General features: G+C 39.1%; 18 protein-coding genes. 6 read left to right on the top strand and 12 right to left on the bottom strand.

Annotated elements, in window-relative coordinates:
* Positions 1-121 precede the first annotated feature (121 nt).
* Positions 122-1,204: a DUF475 domain-containing protein gene (locus ASC84_RS17955; RefSeq protein WP_171252558.1), complete on the bottom strand. Its 1,083-nt coding sequence runs from the start codon at positions 1,202-1,204 to the stop codon at positions 122-124.
* A 234-nt stretch (positions 1,205-1,438) separates the two neighbouring features.
* On the opposite strand from ASC84_RS17955, the gene tenA reads away from it, so the two are divergent.
* On the top strand, positions 1,439-2,110 hold the full coding sequence (gene tenA / locus ASC84_RS17950) for a thiaminase II (RefSeq protein WP_004818427.1): 672 nt from the start codon (positions 1,439-1,441) through the stop codon (positions 2,108-2,110).
* A gap of 155 nt (positions 2,111-2,265) precedes the next feature.
* Here the strand turns inward: tenA and ASC84_RS17945 are convergent, their stop codons facing one another.
* A complete protein-coding gene (locus ASC84_RS17945) occupies positions 2,266-4,095 on the bottom strand; it encodes a choice-of-anchor I family protein (protein ID WP_056517201.1) in 1,830 nt (609 codons plus the stop codon).
* A 201-nt stretch (positions 4,096-4,296) separates the two neighbouring features.
* Between ASC84_RS17945 and mdtD the strand changes: the two genes are divergently transcribed.
* The 3 genes from mdtD to dinB all read left to right on the top strand — a co-directional run bounded on the left by mdtD (position 4,297) and on the right by dinB (position 7,704).
* On the top strand, positions 4,297-5,688 hold the full coding sequence (gene mdtD, locus ASC84_RS17940; RefSeq protein ID WP_056517198.1) for a multidrug transporter subunit MdtD: 1,392 nt from the start codon (positions 4,297-4,299) through the stop codon (positions 5,686-5,688).
* A gap of 79 nt (positions 5,689-5,767) precedes the next feature.
* Positions 5,768-6,526: a GH25 family lysozyme gene (locus tag ASC84_RS17935; protein WP_056517195.1), complete on the top strand. Its 759-nt coding sequence runs from the start codon at positions 5,768-5,770 to the stop codon at positions 6,524-6,526.
* 122 nt (positions 6,527-6,648) lie between these two features.
* Complete coding sequence (dinB, locus tag ASC84_RS17930) at positions 6,649-7,704, top strand: DNA polymerase IV (protein WP_056517192.1); 1,056 nt, start codon at positions 6,649-6,651, stop codon at positions 7,702-7,704.
* 41 nt (positions 7,705-7,745) lie between these two features.
* Here the strand turns inward: dinB and ASC84_RS17925 are convergent, their stop codons facing one another.
* Together ASC84_RS17925 and ASC84_RS17920 are read right to left on the bottom strand one after the other, a co-directional pair.
* Entirely contained in the window at positions 7,746-8,345 is a 600-nt protein-coding gene (locus ASC84_RS17925; protein WP_056517189.1) for an alpha/beta fold hydrolase, read from the bottom strand.
* 26 nt (positions 8,346-8,371) lie between these two features.
* A complete protein-coding gene (locus tag ASC84_RS17920) occupies positions 8,372-9,013 on the bottom strand; it encodes a glutathione S-transferase family protein (RefSeq protein WP_004718584.1) in 642 nt (213 codons plus the stop codon).
* Between the two features lie 114 nt (positions 9,014-9,127).
* On the opposite strand from ASC84_RS17920, the gene ASC84_RS17915 reads away from it, so the two are divergent.
* Positions 9,128-9,595, top strand: coding sequence for a surface-adhesin E family protein (locus tag ASC84_RS17915; protein WP_227515172.1), 468 nt, complete (start codon positions 9,128-9,130; stop codon positions 9,593-9,595).
* A gap of 127 nt (positions 9,596-9,722) precedes the next feature.
* On the opposite strand, the gene ASC84_RS17910 is transcribed toward ASC84_RS17915, so the two are convergent.
* The 6 genes from ASC84_RS17910 to ASC84_RS17885 form a co-directional block, all read right to left on the bottom strand.
* Positions 9,723-10,121 carry an OsmC family protein gene (locus ASC84_RS17910; protein ID WP_004718587.1) on the bottom strand — a complete coding sequence of 133 codons (399 nt, stop codon included), beginning with the start codon at positions 10,119-10,121 and terminating at the stop codon, positions 9,723-9,725.
* Positions 10,122-10,278: 157 nt separating this feature from the next.
* Positions 10,279-11,226: a pirin family protein gene (locus tag ASC84_RS17905; RefSeq protein ID WP_034611289.1), complete on the bottom strand. Its 948-nt coding sequence runs from the start codon at positions 11,224-11,226 to the stop codon at positions 10,279-10,281.
* A 265-nt stretch (positions 11,227-11,491) separates the two neighbouring features.
* Positions 11,492-11,755, bottom strand: a complete 264-nt coding sequence (locus tag ASC84_RS17900; RefSeq protein ID WP_034611342.1) for a DUF2798 domain-containing protein — start codon at positions 11,753-11,755, stop codon at positions 11,492-11,494.
* Between the two features lie 52 nt (positions 11,756-11,807).
* The gene (locus ASC84_RS17895) at positions 11,808-12,110 is read right to left on the bottom strand and encodes a DUF3861 domain-containing protein (RefSeq protein ID WP_004818410.1); all 303 of its coding nucleotides are present in this window, start codon (positions 12,108-12,110) and stop codon (positions 11,808-11,810) included.
* 35 nt (positions 12,111-12,145) lie between these two features.
* On the bottom strand, positions 12,146-12,541 hold the full coding sequence (locus ASC84_RS17890; protein ID WP_056517184.1) for a Fur family transcriptional regulator: 396 nt from the start codon (positions 12,539-12,541) through the stop codon (positions 12,146-12,148).
* A gap of 49 nt (positions 12,542-12,590) precedes the next feature.
* Entirely contained in the window at positions 12,591-13,133 is a 543-nt protein-coding gene (locus ASC84_RS17885) for a PadR family transcriptional regulator (RefSeq protein WP_056517181.1), read from the bottom strand.
* Positions 13,134-13,510: 377 nt separating this feature from the next.
* On the opposite strand from ASC84_RS17885, the gene ASC84_RS17880 reads away from it, so the two are divergent.
* Positions 13,511-14,272, top strand: a complete 762-nt coding sequence (locus ASC84_RS17880) for a putative porin (protein ID WP_004718597.1) — start codon at positions 13,511-13,513, stop codon at positions 14,270-14,272.
* Between the two features lie 56 nt (positions 14,273-14,328).
* On the opposite strand, the gene recJ is transcribed toward ASC84_RS17880, so the two are convergent.
* The gene (gene recJ / locus ASC84_RS17875; protein WP_056517176.1) at positions 14,329-16,032 is read right to left on the bottom strand and encodes a single-stranded-DNA-specific exonuclease RecJ; all 1,704 of its coding nucleotides are present in this window, start codon (positions 16,030-16,032) and stop codon (positions 14,329-14,331) included.
* Positions 16,033-16,689: a pyridoxamine 5'-phosphate oxidase gene (gene pdxH / locus ASC84_RS17870; protein ID WP_056517174.1), complete on the bottom strand. Its 657-nt coding sequence runs from the start codon at positions 16,687-16,689 to the stop codon at positions 16,033-16,035.
* Positions 16,690-16,710: the final 21 nt, after the last annotated feature.

The following is a 16,710-nucleotide window of genomic DNA, read 5'->3' as shown; positions in this document are numbered from 1 at the left end:
ACTGGCGAGCTAATTATCAAACACATCATCGCATATTGTGGCAACTTTGTGGAAACATTGAGCATAAAAAAGAGCACTGTTAAAGTGCTCTTGTATTGTAATCTCTTTTCTTAAAAAAGGATTAACTCTGTTGTTCAATTCGCTTGTTATATTGAATCGATGCAATGATTGCCCAAACAATAAAGGCAACACCAATCAAACCCGTTACCACTTCAGGTACATGTAAACCTGTACCACTCGCAATCATGATAAATGCCAAAGCACCAATGGCATAATGCGCACCATGCTCAAGGTAGATATAGGCATCAAGTGTACCTTTATCGACCAAGTAAATTGTCATTGAACGAACAAACATCGCACCAATGGCTAAACCAAGCATAATGATGACAACATCAGAGGTAATCGCAAATGCACCGATCACGCCGTCAAAACTAAACGATGCATCTAAGACTTCTAGGTAAATAAAGCCACCAATACCCGCTTTGATCACACCTGTAGGTGCACCATTGGCATCATGACCCACAGCATTGCCGTCTTCATCTACTTCTGGCTCGCCACCCAGTAAATGACTGAGTACTTGTACACCGATATAAATCACGATGCCCCAAATACCTGCCATTGTGACCACAAGGCGTTTCGCTTCATCTACATTTGCAGCCATAATCAGCAATGCCACTAAAGCAAGGAATACCGACATTGCTGGTACATTGGCCAAGTTGGCTAAACGCTTTTCAATCCATTTAAACCAATGGGTATCTTTGCCTTCATCCAAGAAAAAGTTTAAAAATACCAACAACAAGAATGAACCACCAAAAGCGGCAATTTCAGCATGATGTGCCAATAATTTTTCTGAGTATTGAATTGGATCATTTAATGCCATTTTCACAACATCAAACATGCCCATATCCGCTGTGACCGCAACAATCACAACAGGAAATACCAGTCGCATACCAAATACAGCAATCAAAATACCAACGGTTAAAAAGATCATTTTCCAGAAATGATCCCAATTACGCAGCACAGATGCATTTACAACAGCATTGTCAAAAGACAGAGACACTTCCATCACAGCAAGAATTGCCGTAATGGTCAGTGCAGAGAGCATGGCTTGCACGCCTGCATTTGGACCATGGGTAAAGCCCCAATATGCAGAGATTGCCAAACACACGATCGTAAAAAATATTGAGAAACCAAAATGTTTCATCATGAGAATTCGACCTACGGAGAATAGTTTTTGAATCAGAAAACTGAAATAAAAATCGCGTTTTTAATGCGCACATTATGACGACTTTTTCACATTTATCCAAAGTTCTTTGTCATATTTTTATGCAAATACAATCGAATTTTCTGCATTCAAATACCTAAAGCAATTTAGAGTTGTTATAGTCTTGCAAACTGAAATCATTTTATAACTTGAATCATTGCATAGGAAAATGACATGTCTTTTTCTCAAGACGTATGGCAACGTAATCTTGCTTTATATAACAAAACTTTAGCGCTTCCATTTAACCAAGAACTTGCGACAGGGTCATTAAACAAGGAAGCTTTTTGTCATTATGTGATTCAGGATGCGCATTATCTGGTGGCTTATGGTCGGGCATTGGCTGTCTGTGGCGCAAAAGCATTTGATGCTGACGATATCATCCAGTTTACCCAAGGTGCGAAAGAAGCGATTGTGGTTGAACGTAGCCTACACGATGGATTTATGAAAGATTTTGGGATTAGCAAAGCTGACTTTGAGAATACCCCGCTTACCCTTGCCTGCCATCACTACACTGCTTTTTTAACTGCGACGGCTTGGTCTGAAAGCTATCCTGTGGTTTTGGCTTCGTTACTGCCTTGCTTCTGGATTTATGCAGAAGTTGGAAAAGATATTGTGAGTAAATCTATTGCCAATAATCCATATCAAGCATGGATCGATACCTATTCAGGTGAAGAGTTTAACGAAGCAGTTAAAAATGTTTTAGCAACGATTGACCGTATTGCAGAACATTGCGATGCAGATACCCTTGAGAAAATGCATAAAGCCTATACCAAAGGCGCTGAATTAGAGTGGTTGTTCTGGGATAGCGCTTATCATCAAAGACAGTGGTTGGGCTTAGATCAGTAATACAATTTTATTGAAAATTGCCGATGTAGATAAAGATGAATAATTAAGCTACTTCATGTATCACATCTACAACTATCCCTCATAAAACTGAGGGATAGCTTCAATAAAAAAGAGTGCCAAAGCACTCTTTACTCGCAACAGAATACATCAAAACGCTATTTTAAATTAATCTGATAAATTGCTGTACTGCCACTGACTTCATTGCCCACAATCAACATAGGTTTTGAATTTGGTGAATCTTTGGCAGAGACAAACGTCAGTCCTTCAGGACCTAAATCACTTTTCTCAATCAGAATCTGTTTACCATCCTTGTTTAAGATCGGCTGACCTTTGGCATCTTTATAAACCTGATCCTGTTTAAAGGTACGATTATTAAAATACTGTATAAACACAGGTTTTTGTGGATTGCTAATGTCGTATACCATTATCCCACTTTGGCGCTCTAAGCCGATAAAGGCAAAGGTTTTTTTACCAATCGTACCCAGCGCTAAACCTTCAGGCTCAGGCCCTTTATTGTCACTTCGGTCATCAAAAGCCGCCGCTTCATGATCACTATTAAAATAATTTGGAAATAGCTCAGCAACTTTACGCTCAAACTCACTGCCTGAATCCCAAACTAACTTACCTTGTGCATCCCATATACTGAAAGAACGTGCGCCATAGCTATAAAGTTTACTATAGGTCAATAATCCATTGGCATCCAATTTTGGTGAGCCATCCGTGTTGGTTTGATAACCCATATTCCAAGCAATGTTTAAACGTCCTAATTGTGTATCATCACGGCACATGCCCGGATCAGTCGCTGTTGCACCACAATAGGCAAAAACTGTGGCATCTAGTTTGGCCCCTTTTACACCCGCAACAAGATTGGTCAAATGAGCAGGATAATCGCCTTTATTATTGAAACCTTTGACGTTGAATAAATGCTTCATTCGAATTGCTTCTGCAAAACCTTTACTTTGATCTCCAGCATAATATGCAGTTGAGTCCTTCAACCATTCACGTGAATCACCTTCATTGGCTGTGACTAAATAACTTGCCCCATTGGCTTGATAATGGGCAATTGAATCAGGTTGATACATCCCCACCAAACCCGGCCAAGCCTGAATATTAATTTTTCCATCTTTATCACTGACATCTAGCGCATTATTGGCAAGCCCATGATCTTTATAACCTAATGGAAAAATATCTGTCACTTTTTTAGCAACGATATCAATTTTGGCAATGGCATTATTTTCTTGTAAGGTCGCCCAAGCAGTTTTCCCATCATTGCTGATGGTGATGTACTCAGGTTCTAGATCCTGAGCCACTGTCGCTTTAGGACCAAAAATGCGTACACCCGCTTTAATCAAATCGGCTTTTTTATCATTAAACGCTTTAAAATCGGCAAGGCTGGCGGACGGTCGTTGAATATTACTGATATCAATAATGCTGATTGAACCTTCAGGATCAATACTATAGTCATCATTGGGTTCAGCCTCATTTGCCACCAAAACAGTTTTACCATCTGGGCTAAATGTCAGCATATCAGGCAAAGCACCAACTTCGACTGTACTGATCAATTTCAAATCTTTGGCATTAAAAAAAGCCACAATACCCTTATCTGTTTTTTGTTTGGCTTGAACGGCTAGTGCCACAATGCCATTTTTAATCGCAACTGAATTTACTTCAGAATCAGCTAAAGCTTCACGAGCCGAAAGCTCACCAATATGCACAGGTGTTTCGGGTTTAGACACATCTAATACATCAACTAAACCTTTCTTTGCATTGACCACAAATACCCGTTTTGTTGTTGCATCATATGCCGGAATTTCTGCTGCACTTTCAGCAAAAATACCCGTTTCATAACGCCCCAATAAGCTTAAATTAATGCTTTCAGGTGTGATTTCTTCAACCGTTGGCGCTGTTGTTTTATTATCATCATTACATGCCACTAAACCAACAGAAAGCATTGCTAAACACAATGCTGAAACTTTTATGTTCATAAACAGCCCATTTTTTGTTTAATTTGGCTTAATGTATTCATCACGGGTGTAAGTTCCATGACAAGCAGATTACAGTTTTATGGCAATTTCTTGAACATTCAATTGGGTATCACACCTGATTCAATATAAAGCAACGATTTCATACAGATTTAGCCAGATGATTGTTTTAAAATATTCACAAAATGGGATTATTTAAGTTCTATGACGACTACGCCATCGCACAGTAAACTCCAACCTAAATTCTATTTATTGGTTTTTTTAGTTTCGATCGGCTTTTTCATGCAAGGCTTAGATACCACGATTATCAATACCGCTTTGCCTGCTATGGCAGAAAGCCTGCAAGAAAATCCATTAAAAATGCATGGCATCGTGATTAGCTATGTCTTGGCGGTTGCTGCGTGTATTCCTTTAAGTGGTTGGTTGGCAGATCGCTTTGGGGTACGAAATATCTTTTTTGCAGCGATCGTAATTTTTACCGCTGCCTCATTGGGCTGTGCACTGTCCAATGACTTCAATCTACTTATTGTATTTCGAGTTATTCAAGGTATCGGTGGCGCGTTACTGGTTCCAGTCGGGCGACTCGCCATGTTAAAAATCATCCCTCGTGAGCAGTTTCTTTCTGCAATGAGTTTGATGAGCTTGGCGGGATTACTCGGTCCATTAATGGGCCCGATCTTAGGCGGTTGGTTGGTCGAATATGCCTCTTGGCACTGGATTTTTTTGATTAATTTACCCATCGGTATTTTAGGCACTTTTGTCACCTTTAAAGCCATGCCCAATGTGGCTGAAGCATCGGTAAAATCCTTTGATTTCAGTGGCTTTATTCTATTGGCGATTGCAATGGTGGGCATGGCTTTAGGTATTGAAAATATTGCCAGCAATGAAATATCCCAAAGCCTGAGCTTAGGCTTACTTTTTGCTGGGATAATCTCAGCCTTGGTCTATGCCTATCATGCCCATACCCATAAAAATGCATTGTTTCGTAGTCGACTGTTTAAAAATAAAATCTATACCATCGGTGTACTCGGTAATTTCTTTGCGCGCTTTGGTGGAAATGCGGTTCCCTTTATTTTGCCACTGATGCTCCAAGTTGCATTTAAAATGGAACCTTTTATGACTGGGGTAATGATGACCCCGATTGTACTCGGTTCATTATTTTCTAAACCCATCATCCGCCCGATTCTACAACGTACTAGTTATCGTCCATTTCTACTGATCAATACCTTATTGATCGGTGCATGTATTGCCAGTTTTGCCTTACATACAGCAGATACCCCGACATGGTTAGGTGTAGTGCATTTTTTTATTTTTGGTGTACTCAACTCATTACAGTTTGTGACCATGAATACCCTTACGCTTAAAGATCTCCCGCAACAGGATGCCAGTAGTGGGAATAGCTTTTTATCGATGATTATGATGTTATCAATGAGTATTGGGGTTGCTTTGGCAGGTACTCTACTCAATGCATTTACAGGCTATTTTAGTGAAGCGCATATAACACAAGCATTTCACTATACCCTGATTTGCTTAGGTGCGATTAACATCATTACGGCGTTGATATTCTTTCAAATTCCCAAAGATGCGCAAATTTAAGTGTTGCAATTTTTATTCAGCCATCGTTTTTTAGAACCAAAGCACGTTAAACTGATCCATCTGGATATTTAGAAAAACCATGTCAAAATACGCTGCGAAAAAACACAAACAGCAAAAAATCACTCGCAATAGCTCAGTTTTAGCGATCGCACTTTTCTGCTGCGTCATACTCGGGACTTTGTTTTTTGTTCATAATAATGCTGCCTTGGCTGAAGCCTATCCGATTAAAGGTTTCGATGTATCACATCATCAAGGTGATATTGATTGGAAAAAAATCTCTCCACAGCACTATCAGTTTGTCTATCTCAAAGCCACTGAAGGTGGCGATTATCAAGATGATAAATTTCAGCAGTATTGGTTAGAAGCACGTGAACGTGGTCTACGTGTGGGGGCTTATCACTTCTTTCGTTTATGTCGTGATGGTGATATTCAAGCACAAAATTTTATCAAAACAGTGCCAAATAAAAGCAATGCCTTGCCCCCTGTGATGGACTTGGAATATGACAGCAGTTGTATAAACACCTATACCAAAGAACAATTAATCAAACACATCAAAAGTATGCATGATCAATTGCAAAAGCATTACGGTAAACAACCGATTTTTTATACCTCTAAAATCTTTTACAACATGGTTTTAACAGGTGAGTTTAAAGATACACCGATTTGGATTCGTGAATATAAAGATAAGCCTGATTTAAAAGACCAACGTGCATGGACATTTTGGCAACAGAGCAACCAAGGCAAAATTCAAGGCATCGAAAAAAATGTCGATTTAAATGTATTTTATGGTGATGCAGAACAATGGCAGCAATTTTTACAGAAAAATAAGTTGAATTAAGCGTAATCAAGATCATTCATGACATAAGCTGTCGCATATTCTTTACAAAATTCAAATTCATCAATAGAAACAAATCAAGATCGGTTAGAATAATCACACAGCGTTTCAACACTGTGTAATTCATGAGAAAAATCATCCATATTGACATGGATGCATTCTATGCATCTGTAGAGCTACTCGACCGTCCTGAACTAAAGCACTTGCCTGTGGTGATTTCCTCACATCATCCTCGGGCTGTGATTGCTGCTGCATCCTATCCAGCACGTCAGTTTGGATTACGCTCTGCCATGTCGATGTCACAGGCAAAAAAGCTCTGCCCTCAAGTCTATGTGATTGAACCGAATTTTGAAAAATATCGCGATGTTTCTGTAAAAATTCATGAAATCTTTCAGAAATACACTGCGCTTATCGAACCTTTATCTTTAGATGAAGCTTATTTAGATGTCACTGAGAATTTACAAAATATTCTCAGTGCTACTGAAGTGGCGGAACGAATTCGAGCCGATATTTTTCAACAAACAGGGCTTACGGCTTCGGCAGGTGTGGCACCGAATAAATTTCTTGCCAAAATTGCCTCGGACTGGAATAAACCCAATGGCATTTGCATCATTAAACCGACCCAAGTTCAACATTTTATCCATGATTTACCCCTGAAAAAAATTCCCGGTGTTGGGAAGGTCACTCAGGAAAAACTGAAAAGCTTAAACTTAGAGACTTTGGGTGATTTGCAAAAAATTGAAGAAAATATACTGATCCATCATTTTGGCAAATATGGCAGACAGTTGTTTTTATATGCCCAAGGTATTGATGATCGTCCAGTACAAGCTGAACGACAACGTCAGCAAATTTCCAAAGAAACCACATTTGATGATGATCTCAGCCTTGAACAGTGCTCAATCTATTGGGACAATTTAATTGAACGTGTTTGGCTCAGTTTAGAAAAAAAACACATGCAGGCTCGCGGTGTCACCGTTAAGTTAAAACTCAAGAATTTTCAGGTTTTACAGCACAGTAAAAGTTTTAAAACCGCACTTCAATCACAACAAGAAATGGTTCAGGTCATTCAAATATTATTAAGCGAAATGCAAATTCCTGAGCATTTCCAATTCCGTTTAATCGGGGTAGGTTTATACCAACTGACCGATCAGCAAGATGAAGCACAATTGTCATTATGGTAAACATAAATGAAAAAGACATGTGCGACTTCAGCTTAAATCTTTTACTTTATATCAGAAATAAAATCGTGAATTAATCTAGCCACTTGATTGGCATGTACATTGGCCAAATCATGTTCCCCTTGTTCAATGATATGCAATCTGGAATGCTGGATTTTTTCATGCAAATATTTACCCACGCCCACAGGGCTAATGGGATCTGCATCTCCCCAAAGCAACAGGACTGGGCACGCTATTTTGTATAATAAATCATCTAAATGGGATTGATGATCGACAAACCAATTGGGCACTGCAAATGTTTGCTGATAATTCCCTCGCCAATCGGCAACCTGAAAAGGGCTTAAATCAATTCCGCCAGAGCTTGCAACCAAAACCAAAGCTTTGATCAATTCAGGTTTTTGTAATGCTGCTTGAACTGCAAAAACACCTCCCATAGATTGAGCAATCACAGTACAGGGCTGTTGAATTTGGTCGAGAATATAGCCCTGTAAATCGTCAAAACTATCAATATGCGGATGCTCTGGATACCCAGCAAAACTTGGATAGGCCATCACTGTTTTTTGATGATCGGCTGAAAGCTGCTGCATAACAGGTTGCCAAAACGCTGTACTTCCCGATGCGCCTGGTAAAAAAATTAAATGCATTCACCCATCACCTTGATATACAAAATTTAATCATCACTCTTTAGTTTAGCGCGTTGAAAAGCAGGACGCTGCTGAATTCGTTCAGCATATGCAGCCAGTCGAGGGGTTTTATTTTTGGTTCGTTGTTGCATGGCAATCACGGGAAAACTCATTTGAATGTCGGCAAAAGAAAACTCACCTGCGGCATAGTCATGTTGACTAAAATAAGCTTCCAAAAAGGCTGCATGCTCTTTTAAACGAGGATTGCTAAAGCCGCCACGGACACCTTCTGAAATTTTCTTTGCAATCGGGCGAATTAAAAAAGGAACATGTTTTGGCATATTGGTCATGACCAAGGTCATCAACAAATAAGGCATTAAAGAACCCTCGGCATAATGCATCCAGTAGTTATATTGCATTAAGTCTTTAGGATTCTGAGGCTTAAACTGATTTTTTGTATCATAGGTTGCTTGAAGATAATCTAAAATCACAGCAGATTCTGCAATAGTCAGGTCACCATCGGTCAATACAGGTGACTTTCCAAGCGGATGAACTGCTTTTAACTCAGGGGGCGCAGCGAAAGTAGGCAAGCGCTTATAGTGCTTAATCTGATATTCAAGTCCCAGCTCTTCTAAAGCCCAGATAATACGGAGTGAACGAGATTGATCTAGGTGATGTAATGTAATCATTGTATTGCCTCAGTTTTTATCCTTCGACTATAAATTGATCTCAACTTTTCAACAATTCTATTACTGTATTTAAATCATTTTTTTATCAACTTTGTTTATACTCTAGATTCAATATTGGTTATTCTGAGAATAAAAATGAAGTCACTTATCCCGTTAATTTTCTTCTTTATTTGTTCAAATCTATATGCATATCAACCCAAGCTTATGTTACTGGGATCTCTTGAGAATAAGGGTGAGTCCTTTATTGATGTAAATGCACATCAAAAAATTCGTGATTCGTTTAAGCAAGCTGTCATCTATGAAAAATATGCCAACCCTATTAAAGATGAGCAAGGTGCAACATATCAATCAGTTATTAAACAGCTTATTGTAGATTGCACAGGAAAAACCATCGCCATTCGGGGCGCTGATTACTTTGCAGGAAAAACATCAAACAGTAAATTAGTGAAAAAATTTGATGACATTACCTTGAGCCATGATGGTGAAACGGGAGCAGCTTTTTATTCCTTTGACGATTTAGAGTTTAAAGCCTTGAATCAAGATAAGTTCTATAAAAAAATTTATGCAAACACCTGTAAATAATCAATAAAAGCAACTTTGCATAATCTTACTGGCAGAAAAAAAGATATTTTGTTTTTATACAAAATATCTTTTTTACGGATCAGCGACAACGACCATATTTACATGGCGGTTTTTACATAGCCGTTTTTTAAATAATCGTGGTATTGATTTCCACACTACGCAATAAAGTCTTGGTCACTGGGGTTTTTTGGCAAATGTCTAACACTTTTTGATGCAACTCTTCAGACAACGGAGTGGCAAAAGACAAGCGACGCTCGACCCATTCTTTCCCCTCTTTATTGGCATTAAAATCAGCTTCAACTGTAAACTCACCCAAATCAAGCCCTTTGTGTTGCGCATACATACGCAAAGTAATCATGGTACAAGAAATTAAACCTGAACAAATAAAATCATAAGGTGCTAAGCCCTTGTCTTGCCCACCGAATGATTCTGGTTTATCGGTAATCAGTTGATGTTTTCCACTCACCACCTCACCTGACCATGGTTCTGGATAGGTTTTTACCTTTGCATTTGCAATAATTGCCATTTTATTTTCCTTTAATCTTTAAATTTTTAGTGAATGCCAGTTTAAATAAAAACTTGTAAACGCAACACTTGCGCTAAAGGATGATCAAGCACGCCTTTAACGCAAATTATTTAGTTTCAATCCATGTCCAAAGATCGACAATGCGCAATGCAGCACATCACTTCGATGCTCGCATCTTGTCTGGGAATGCAGGTGCTTCTAAACGTGGACCATCATAATCAGGGATCGTTCCGAAACGGGCATCCTGATTTGCCCATTGTTCTGTTGCCGTTTTTAGTTCTTCCTGTGTTCTGCCCACAAGATTCCACCACAGTAAAATAGGCGACTCAAAAGGTTCACCACCAATCAACAGTAAACGCGAGCCTTTTGGTAATTCAACCTCAATCTGTGAAATTCCAGGTTCTATCACCACCATATTGTCACTATTTAAATCATGACCATTTACTGTTGCTTCACCTTCTAATGCCATAAATCCATATTCAAAATGAGGATTCAGTGGAATACGTGTCTTGGTTGATTCTTTTGCAAAAAAATCGATCCCCACCAATTCCGTATGCACTTTGACAGGAGATTTGGTATTCATGAATTCACCGACTAAAACTGTAAATTCGATATGGTCCTGCTCTACGATGGGTAATTCTGGATAATGATCAAACTGCGGTGCCATATTGATCTTATCATCAGGCAATGCAATCCAAAGCTGTGCAGCATGCATTCTTGTTTCAGTATCGGGAGCAACTTCTGTATGGGAAATTCCATAACCCGCAGTCATTAGATTCACTTGTTTAGGACGAATCAATTGTTTAGAGCCGATGCTGTCTGTATGCATCATCGTCCCTTCGATCATCCAAGTGAAGGTTTGTAATCCAATATGTGGGTGCGGTCCAACATCCAATCCATCTCCCTGAGGAAATACGACTGGGCCAGCGTGATCTAAAAAGCACCATGCGCCAATCATGCGTTTTTGACGACTGGGTAATGCACGTTTAATGACGGTGCCTTTGCCTATTTCTGCTGAACGGATTGGAAAATCTTGAATAAACTGATTCACATATTTTTCACAATCGTCAGAGTTAGAAATCTCGGTATAGTTGGTATTGGTCATTTTGTTATCCTAAATTTGTCCATCAGCTCAGGACGTTATTGCAACATCTACAATTTCATTTTATTTAGCTTATCGGTTTTATATACATCGACCTATAGCTATCTTAATACGCTGAATACCATGAATAGGACAATAATAGTTTGGTTTTTGTTATGCAGTTTCTGATTACAAGATCTGGGAGCAATACTTTACCAAGTTGAATATTCTCTTTGAAATGTTTATAGGCCCGTCATCACCCTATAGCATGTTCAAAGTCTTGATCGAATTAAGCAGAAGGTGGTGGCGTAAGATCTACAAATAAGCCTGTGAAACGGCGAACCAGAGGTAAAAAAATTAATACTGTGGGAAAGGCAATCATCCATGAAAATAGCCAGACGCTAAACCATTTTGCAAAAAATCCATCGAACCACCCCACATTTTTCCATAAGTTAATCATGGAAATGGTTGCACTCATCAAAGCTGAGAGTATCAACGGCATAATCCACCCTGCATATTTTGCTGGTAATTTCGGAATTCCAGCAAAAATCATGGCAGGTTTATGTTGATCGGGTCTATTTTCGATCTTGATCTCTGGTTTTAAATCAGGCATTTTTCTTGACGTTCTGCTTTAGGTTTTTCATAAATTGTTTAACTGCTGGTTCAAAGTCTTGAAATAGCACATGATCACGGTGGGTAATCATCACCTCTAAAAAGAGTTTTAATCCTACCGCAAACGCTTTAGTGGTTTCTTCATCAAAAAACTCAGCAGCTTTTAAGCGCTCTACGATTTGGAAAATATCATCGTGATTGCCCACGTTAAATTCGATATTTTCATCGTAGGTTGACGGATGACCTTGCGCATCTGCAAGATGTTGAACAGTTACATAATATTGATGTTGTTTCATAAAATTTCTCTAACTTGTTAAATATACGGCTGGGTTTAATGTAGGGTCGTACTAAATTTAATATCCAAAACATCAATATCAAACGCTTGAAAAACCTGTTCCAGTGAAGCGATCAATGATGCTTTATTGATCTGGGTTAGGTCGGCACATTGGATATTGAGTGACTCCACTTCGGATAAATAAGGCAAAGCATATTTGGCTTCATCTCTGCCATGCAGATTTTGCGTAATCAAACCGACTTTCTCTAAATCGCTCACCACTCGATATATGGTCGATAAGCTGATCTGCTTATTTTGTACATATAACTGCTGATAAATCTGCTTTGCTGTCAGTTGTGTTTTTTGGTCCAACAGCGCTTTGAATACAATCACTCTTGCTTGGGTCACTTTTAAATTTGCATGACGCAGCTTTTGTTGTACCTCAATACTCATGTCTCACCTAAACCTTCTATTGCCCTATTATTGCCCCATTATTGCACTGTTATAAACGCCCAATTTCTACGGCGGCTTGATCAATTTTTTCAGCGACTTGTCTAACTTGTTCAGCATCAAAATCTTTACCCTTGAGCTTTAAGCGTAATGATGTTTTTAAGTTTTCCATCGCACGATGAATATCCAAATATTGGTCGTTTTCATGAATTTCGCGTCGAGTTTCTAAACGCTCTAATAAGTGTTGGATATGCACATGCTGCTCTTTTAAATGTAACTTTCCAGCATCAGTAATCTGATATTGCTTACGATCACCTTCTGTATTTTCAGCATGCACAAAACCAATTTCTTCAAGATAGGTCAGGGTTGGATAGATTGTGCCTGAACTTGGAGTATAGCCTCCACCGACCAGATCACTGATGGCTTTGATAATTTCATAACCATGCTTTGGCTGTTGCTGTATCAGATGTAAAACCAAAAGCTTCATTTTACCCGATTCAAACAACCGACCTCGTCGCCCACCATAGCCTCGTTCGGTATGCTGTTCACGATGCTCAAAATCATTTTGTGAATGATCATGTCGCTCTGATTTCATCTTTATTTTTCTCAAATTGATTGATTTATGTATTTTAAGATATATCTTAATAAGTCTTAAGGCAAGACAATAGAACAAAATCAATTATAATATTTTGATAAATAATAAATTAAATAATTTTAAATCGATCTATCTTAAAAATTTAAGACATAAAAAAGACCGATTAAAAACCTTTAAACCGAATCTATTGGCTATTTTTATTGTTGTTATGGATTGCTTAAAGCTTGACTCAGTTACCCATTTTTTAAGCATTGTTTTTATGTCATGGCGCAGCAAACTTTTAATTTTCAGATCTTTAGCCTTGACATAGAGATTAATTTACATACAATGCGATTTGTAACAAAAAATTAATATTTTTATAACAAAAGGGTCACACAATGTTTAAGAAAACTTTATTTGCTGCATTACTTGCTAGTTCTTTTGGGTCTGCACATGCATACCAAGCTGAAATCGGTGGTTCACTCGGTATTGTTGATCCAGATAAAGGGGATACATCTACTGGTTTTGCTATTGATGGAACATATTATTTTAACCCTGTTCAAGTTAAAAATAACCCATTAAACGAAGCTGCCTTTCTAGATCGCGCAAGCAACGTAAATGCTGGAATTAGCTATATCGATTATGATGCCTACGATGTAACAGCTTATGGTGTTGGTATTGAATATTTCGTTCCAAATACCGATTTTTATGCAAGTGCTGCTATTGGTCGCTCTACAGCTAAGGCCGATCATGTCGATGATTTAGATACAACAACTTACTCTGCTGAAGTAGGTTACTTGCCAATCCCGGGGCTTTTGATTGCAGTGGGTTTAGCAGGCTATGATAATGATTTTAATGATGATATAGATCCAACTATCCGTGCTAAATATGTCACTCAAGTGGGTCGCTATGACATGAATTTTGAAGGTGGTGCAAGCTTTGGTGATACCGATGCTTACAGCGTAGGTACGGATTTATACCTAGATAAAACTTTCAGTGTCGGATTGGCTTATTCAGGTAGTCGCACTGATGGTACTGATGAAGACAGCTTTACAATTCGTGCAAAAAAATTCTTTACTCAACAAATCAGCTTAGAAGGTTCTGTTGATTTTGAAGATGACGATAATATCTATGGTCTACGTGCTGCTTACCGCTTCTAATTATTGTTAAAACTTAAAAAACCGCTCTTGTATAAGCGGTTTTTTAATCTCTAAATTTACTGTTCTAAATGCAGCATTCTTAACTGCAAACTCACATTGCCATTAAATTGATTTTTATCCAATTCATAAACAATACGTACCATATCTTGCATAGGATCAAAATTGAATTTATCACGTACATTAAAGGCAATCGCATCAATCGGATGGCCATTTTCCAAAGCTAAACGCAATTTCAGATGCACTTCCTTTAACCAACGATAATCGATGACTTTAAAACGCCCTTCAAATACCGGTGCAGGAAACTTTTGCCCCCACGGTCCCAATTGCGCCAAAGTATCTACGGTTTGCAGTTGAAATGCCTGAGCAGGTAATTCACCATCCGTCCACAAAACCGCTTGGAATAGTGCATCATCTGATTGAGCAACCAACTCAGTAAAACGTTGTTTAAATTCTTCAAAATGTTGCTTTTGAATGGTCAAACCCGCTGCTGCTGCATGCCCACCAAAATGACTAATCAAATCAGGATATTGCTCAGCAACTTTTTCAATACTGTCTCGAATATGAATACCATCAATCGAACGTGCGGAACCTTTGATATGAATCCCATCTTTATCCGCCGCAAATACAATACTGGGGCGATGAAATTGTTCTTTTAAACGCCCTGCCACAATACCAATCACCCCTTGATGCCAATGCTCTTCAAACATGACCAGCGCTGCGGGTAAATGATCTTGATCAAGCTGTAGATTTTCCAGCGCTGCCAAAGCTTCTTGTTTGATCTCCGACTCAACTTGACGGCGTTCTAAGTTTAAATCATTGAGCTGGCGTGCCAAAGTGTGGGCTGTTTGCATATCCGTTGCCAAAAGACATTCAATACCGATGTCCATGGTTTCCATACGCCCTGCGGCATTAAGGCGAGGCCCTAACACAAAACCTAAATCAGAGGCTTTTAACTCAGCAGGATCACGCGCTGCAATGTCTAATAAGGCACTAATCCCAGCACGACATTGATTCTGTTGAATCCGTTTAACCCCTGCATCCACTAGGATACGATTGTTATGGTCGAGGCTGGCAACATCGGCATAAGTGCCCAAAGCAACCAAATCCAAATATTGCGGCATTTTTGCAGCCGGCTTACCCAGTTTTGTCCGATGGCTACTTAACTTTGCCAATAGGTAAAATGCCACACCGACGCCAGCCAAAGCCTTACTTGGAAATTCGCAACCTAACTGATTTGGGTTGACAACCGCTTCAGCTTGAGGCGTTTTCTTGGTCGTTAAATGGTGATCGGTGATAATCACCTGCATTCCATATGACTGCGCTTGTGCTACCCCTGCATGACTGGAAATTCCATTATCGACCGTAATTAATAGATCCGGCTGATATTTTTCAAAAGCCAAATCGGCAATTTTAGGGGTTAAGCCATAACCATATTTAAAGCGATCTGGAACGAGGTATTCAACATTGGCGCCCATTTCTCGTAAAGCCAGCATCATCAGCGCGGTACTGGTGGCACCATCTGCATCATAATCACCGACAATCACAATTTTTTTATGTTGATCTAAGGCTTGATCAATAATTTGAATGGCTTGCTCCAAACCTTTCATTTCTGGTGCAAGTAAATATTTAAGCTTTAAATCTAATTCTTGTTCAGATTGCACACCACGACGGGCTAAAATTTCAGCAATAAAGGGTAACACGCCCTGAAAGTTTTCAGGGCGTGTGATCAATGGTCGTTGTTTAATTTGTAATTTTTGCATTTATGGCATCAAACGTTGTATTGTCCAAGATCCACCTACTTTTTCATAAGTTAGGCGATCATGTAAGCGATTTGGGCGGCCTTGCCAGAATTCATAATACGTTGGCTCTAAACGATAGCCTCCCCAAAATTCGGGTTTAGCCAATTCATTTTTTTCAGCCACTTGATCATATAACGCTTTAAAACGCTGTTGTAAATGTTCACGACTTTCAATCACGCCACTTTGTGGGGTGCTGATATGTGCTGCAATTTGGCTATCACGCGGACGTTTATGATAATAATCAGTAGATTCTTGTTCAGATATTCTCTGAACTTGACCACCCACACGAACCTGACGTTCTAACTCAGGCCAATAGAATAGCAATTCTGCATAAGGATTTTCAGCTAAGTCTAAGCCTTTTTGACTGTCATAATTGGTATAAAAATCATAACCAGCCTCGGTAGCACCACGCAATAACACAGTACGCACATGTGGACGCCCTTGTGCATTTGCGGTTGCCAACGACATTGCATAGGGTTCATGCAGTTTTGCTTCTAAAGCCAAATTAAACCAATTGAGAAACTGCTCATGAGGATGAGCATCAACCTGCTCCTCATGTAGTTCACCTTTTTGATAAGTAAGACGAAGCTCACTTAAGTCTTTAATTACATCACGCATGAAGCAAAACCTTCTACAGAC

The organism is Acinetobacter sp. Root1280 (genome assembly GCF_001425285.1).
GTDB classification, from domain to species: Bacteria; Pseudomonadota; Gammaproteobacteria; order Pseudomonadales; family Moraxellaceae; genus Acinetobacter; species Acinetobacter guillouiae.
This window is presented reverse-complemented; position numbering and strand designations above follow the sequence as displayed.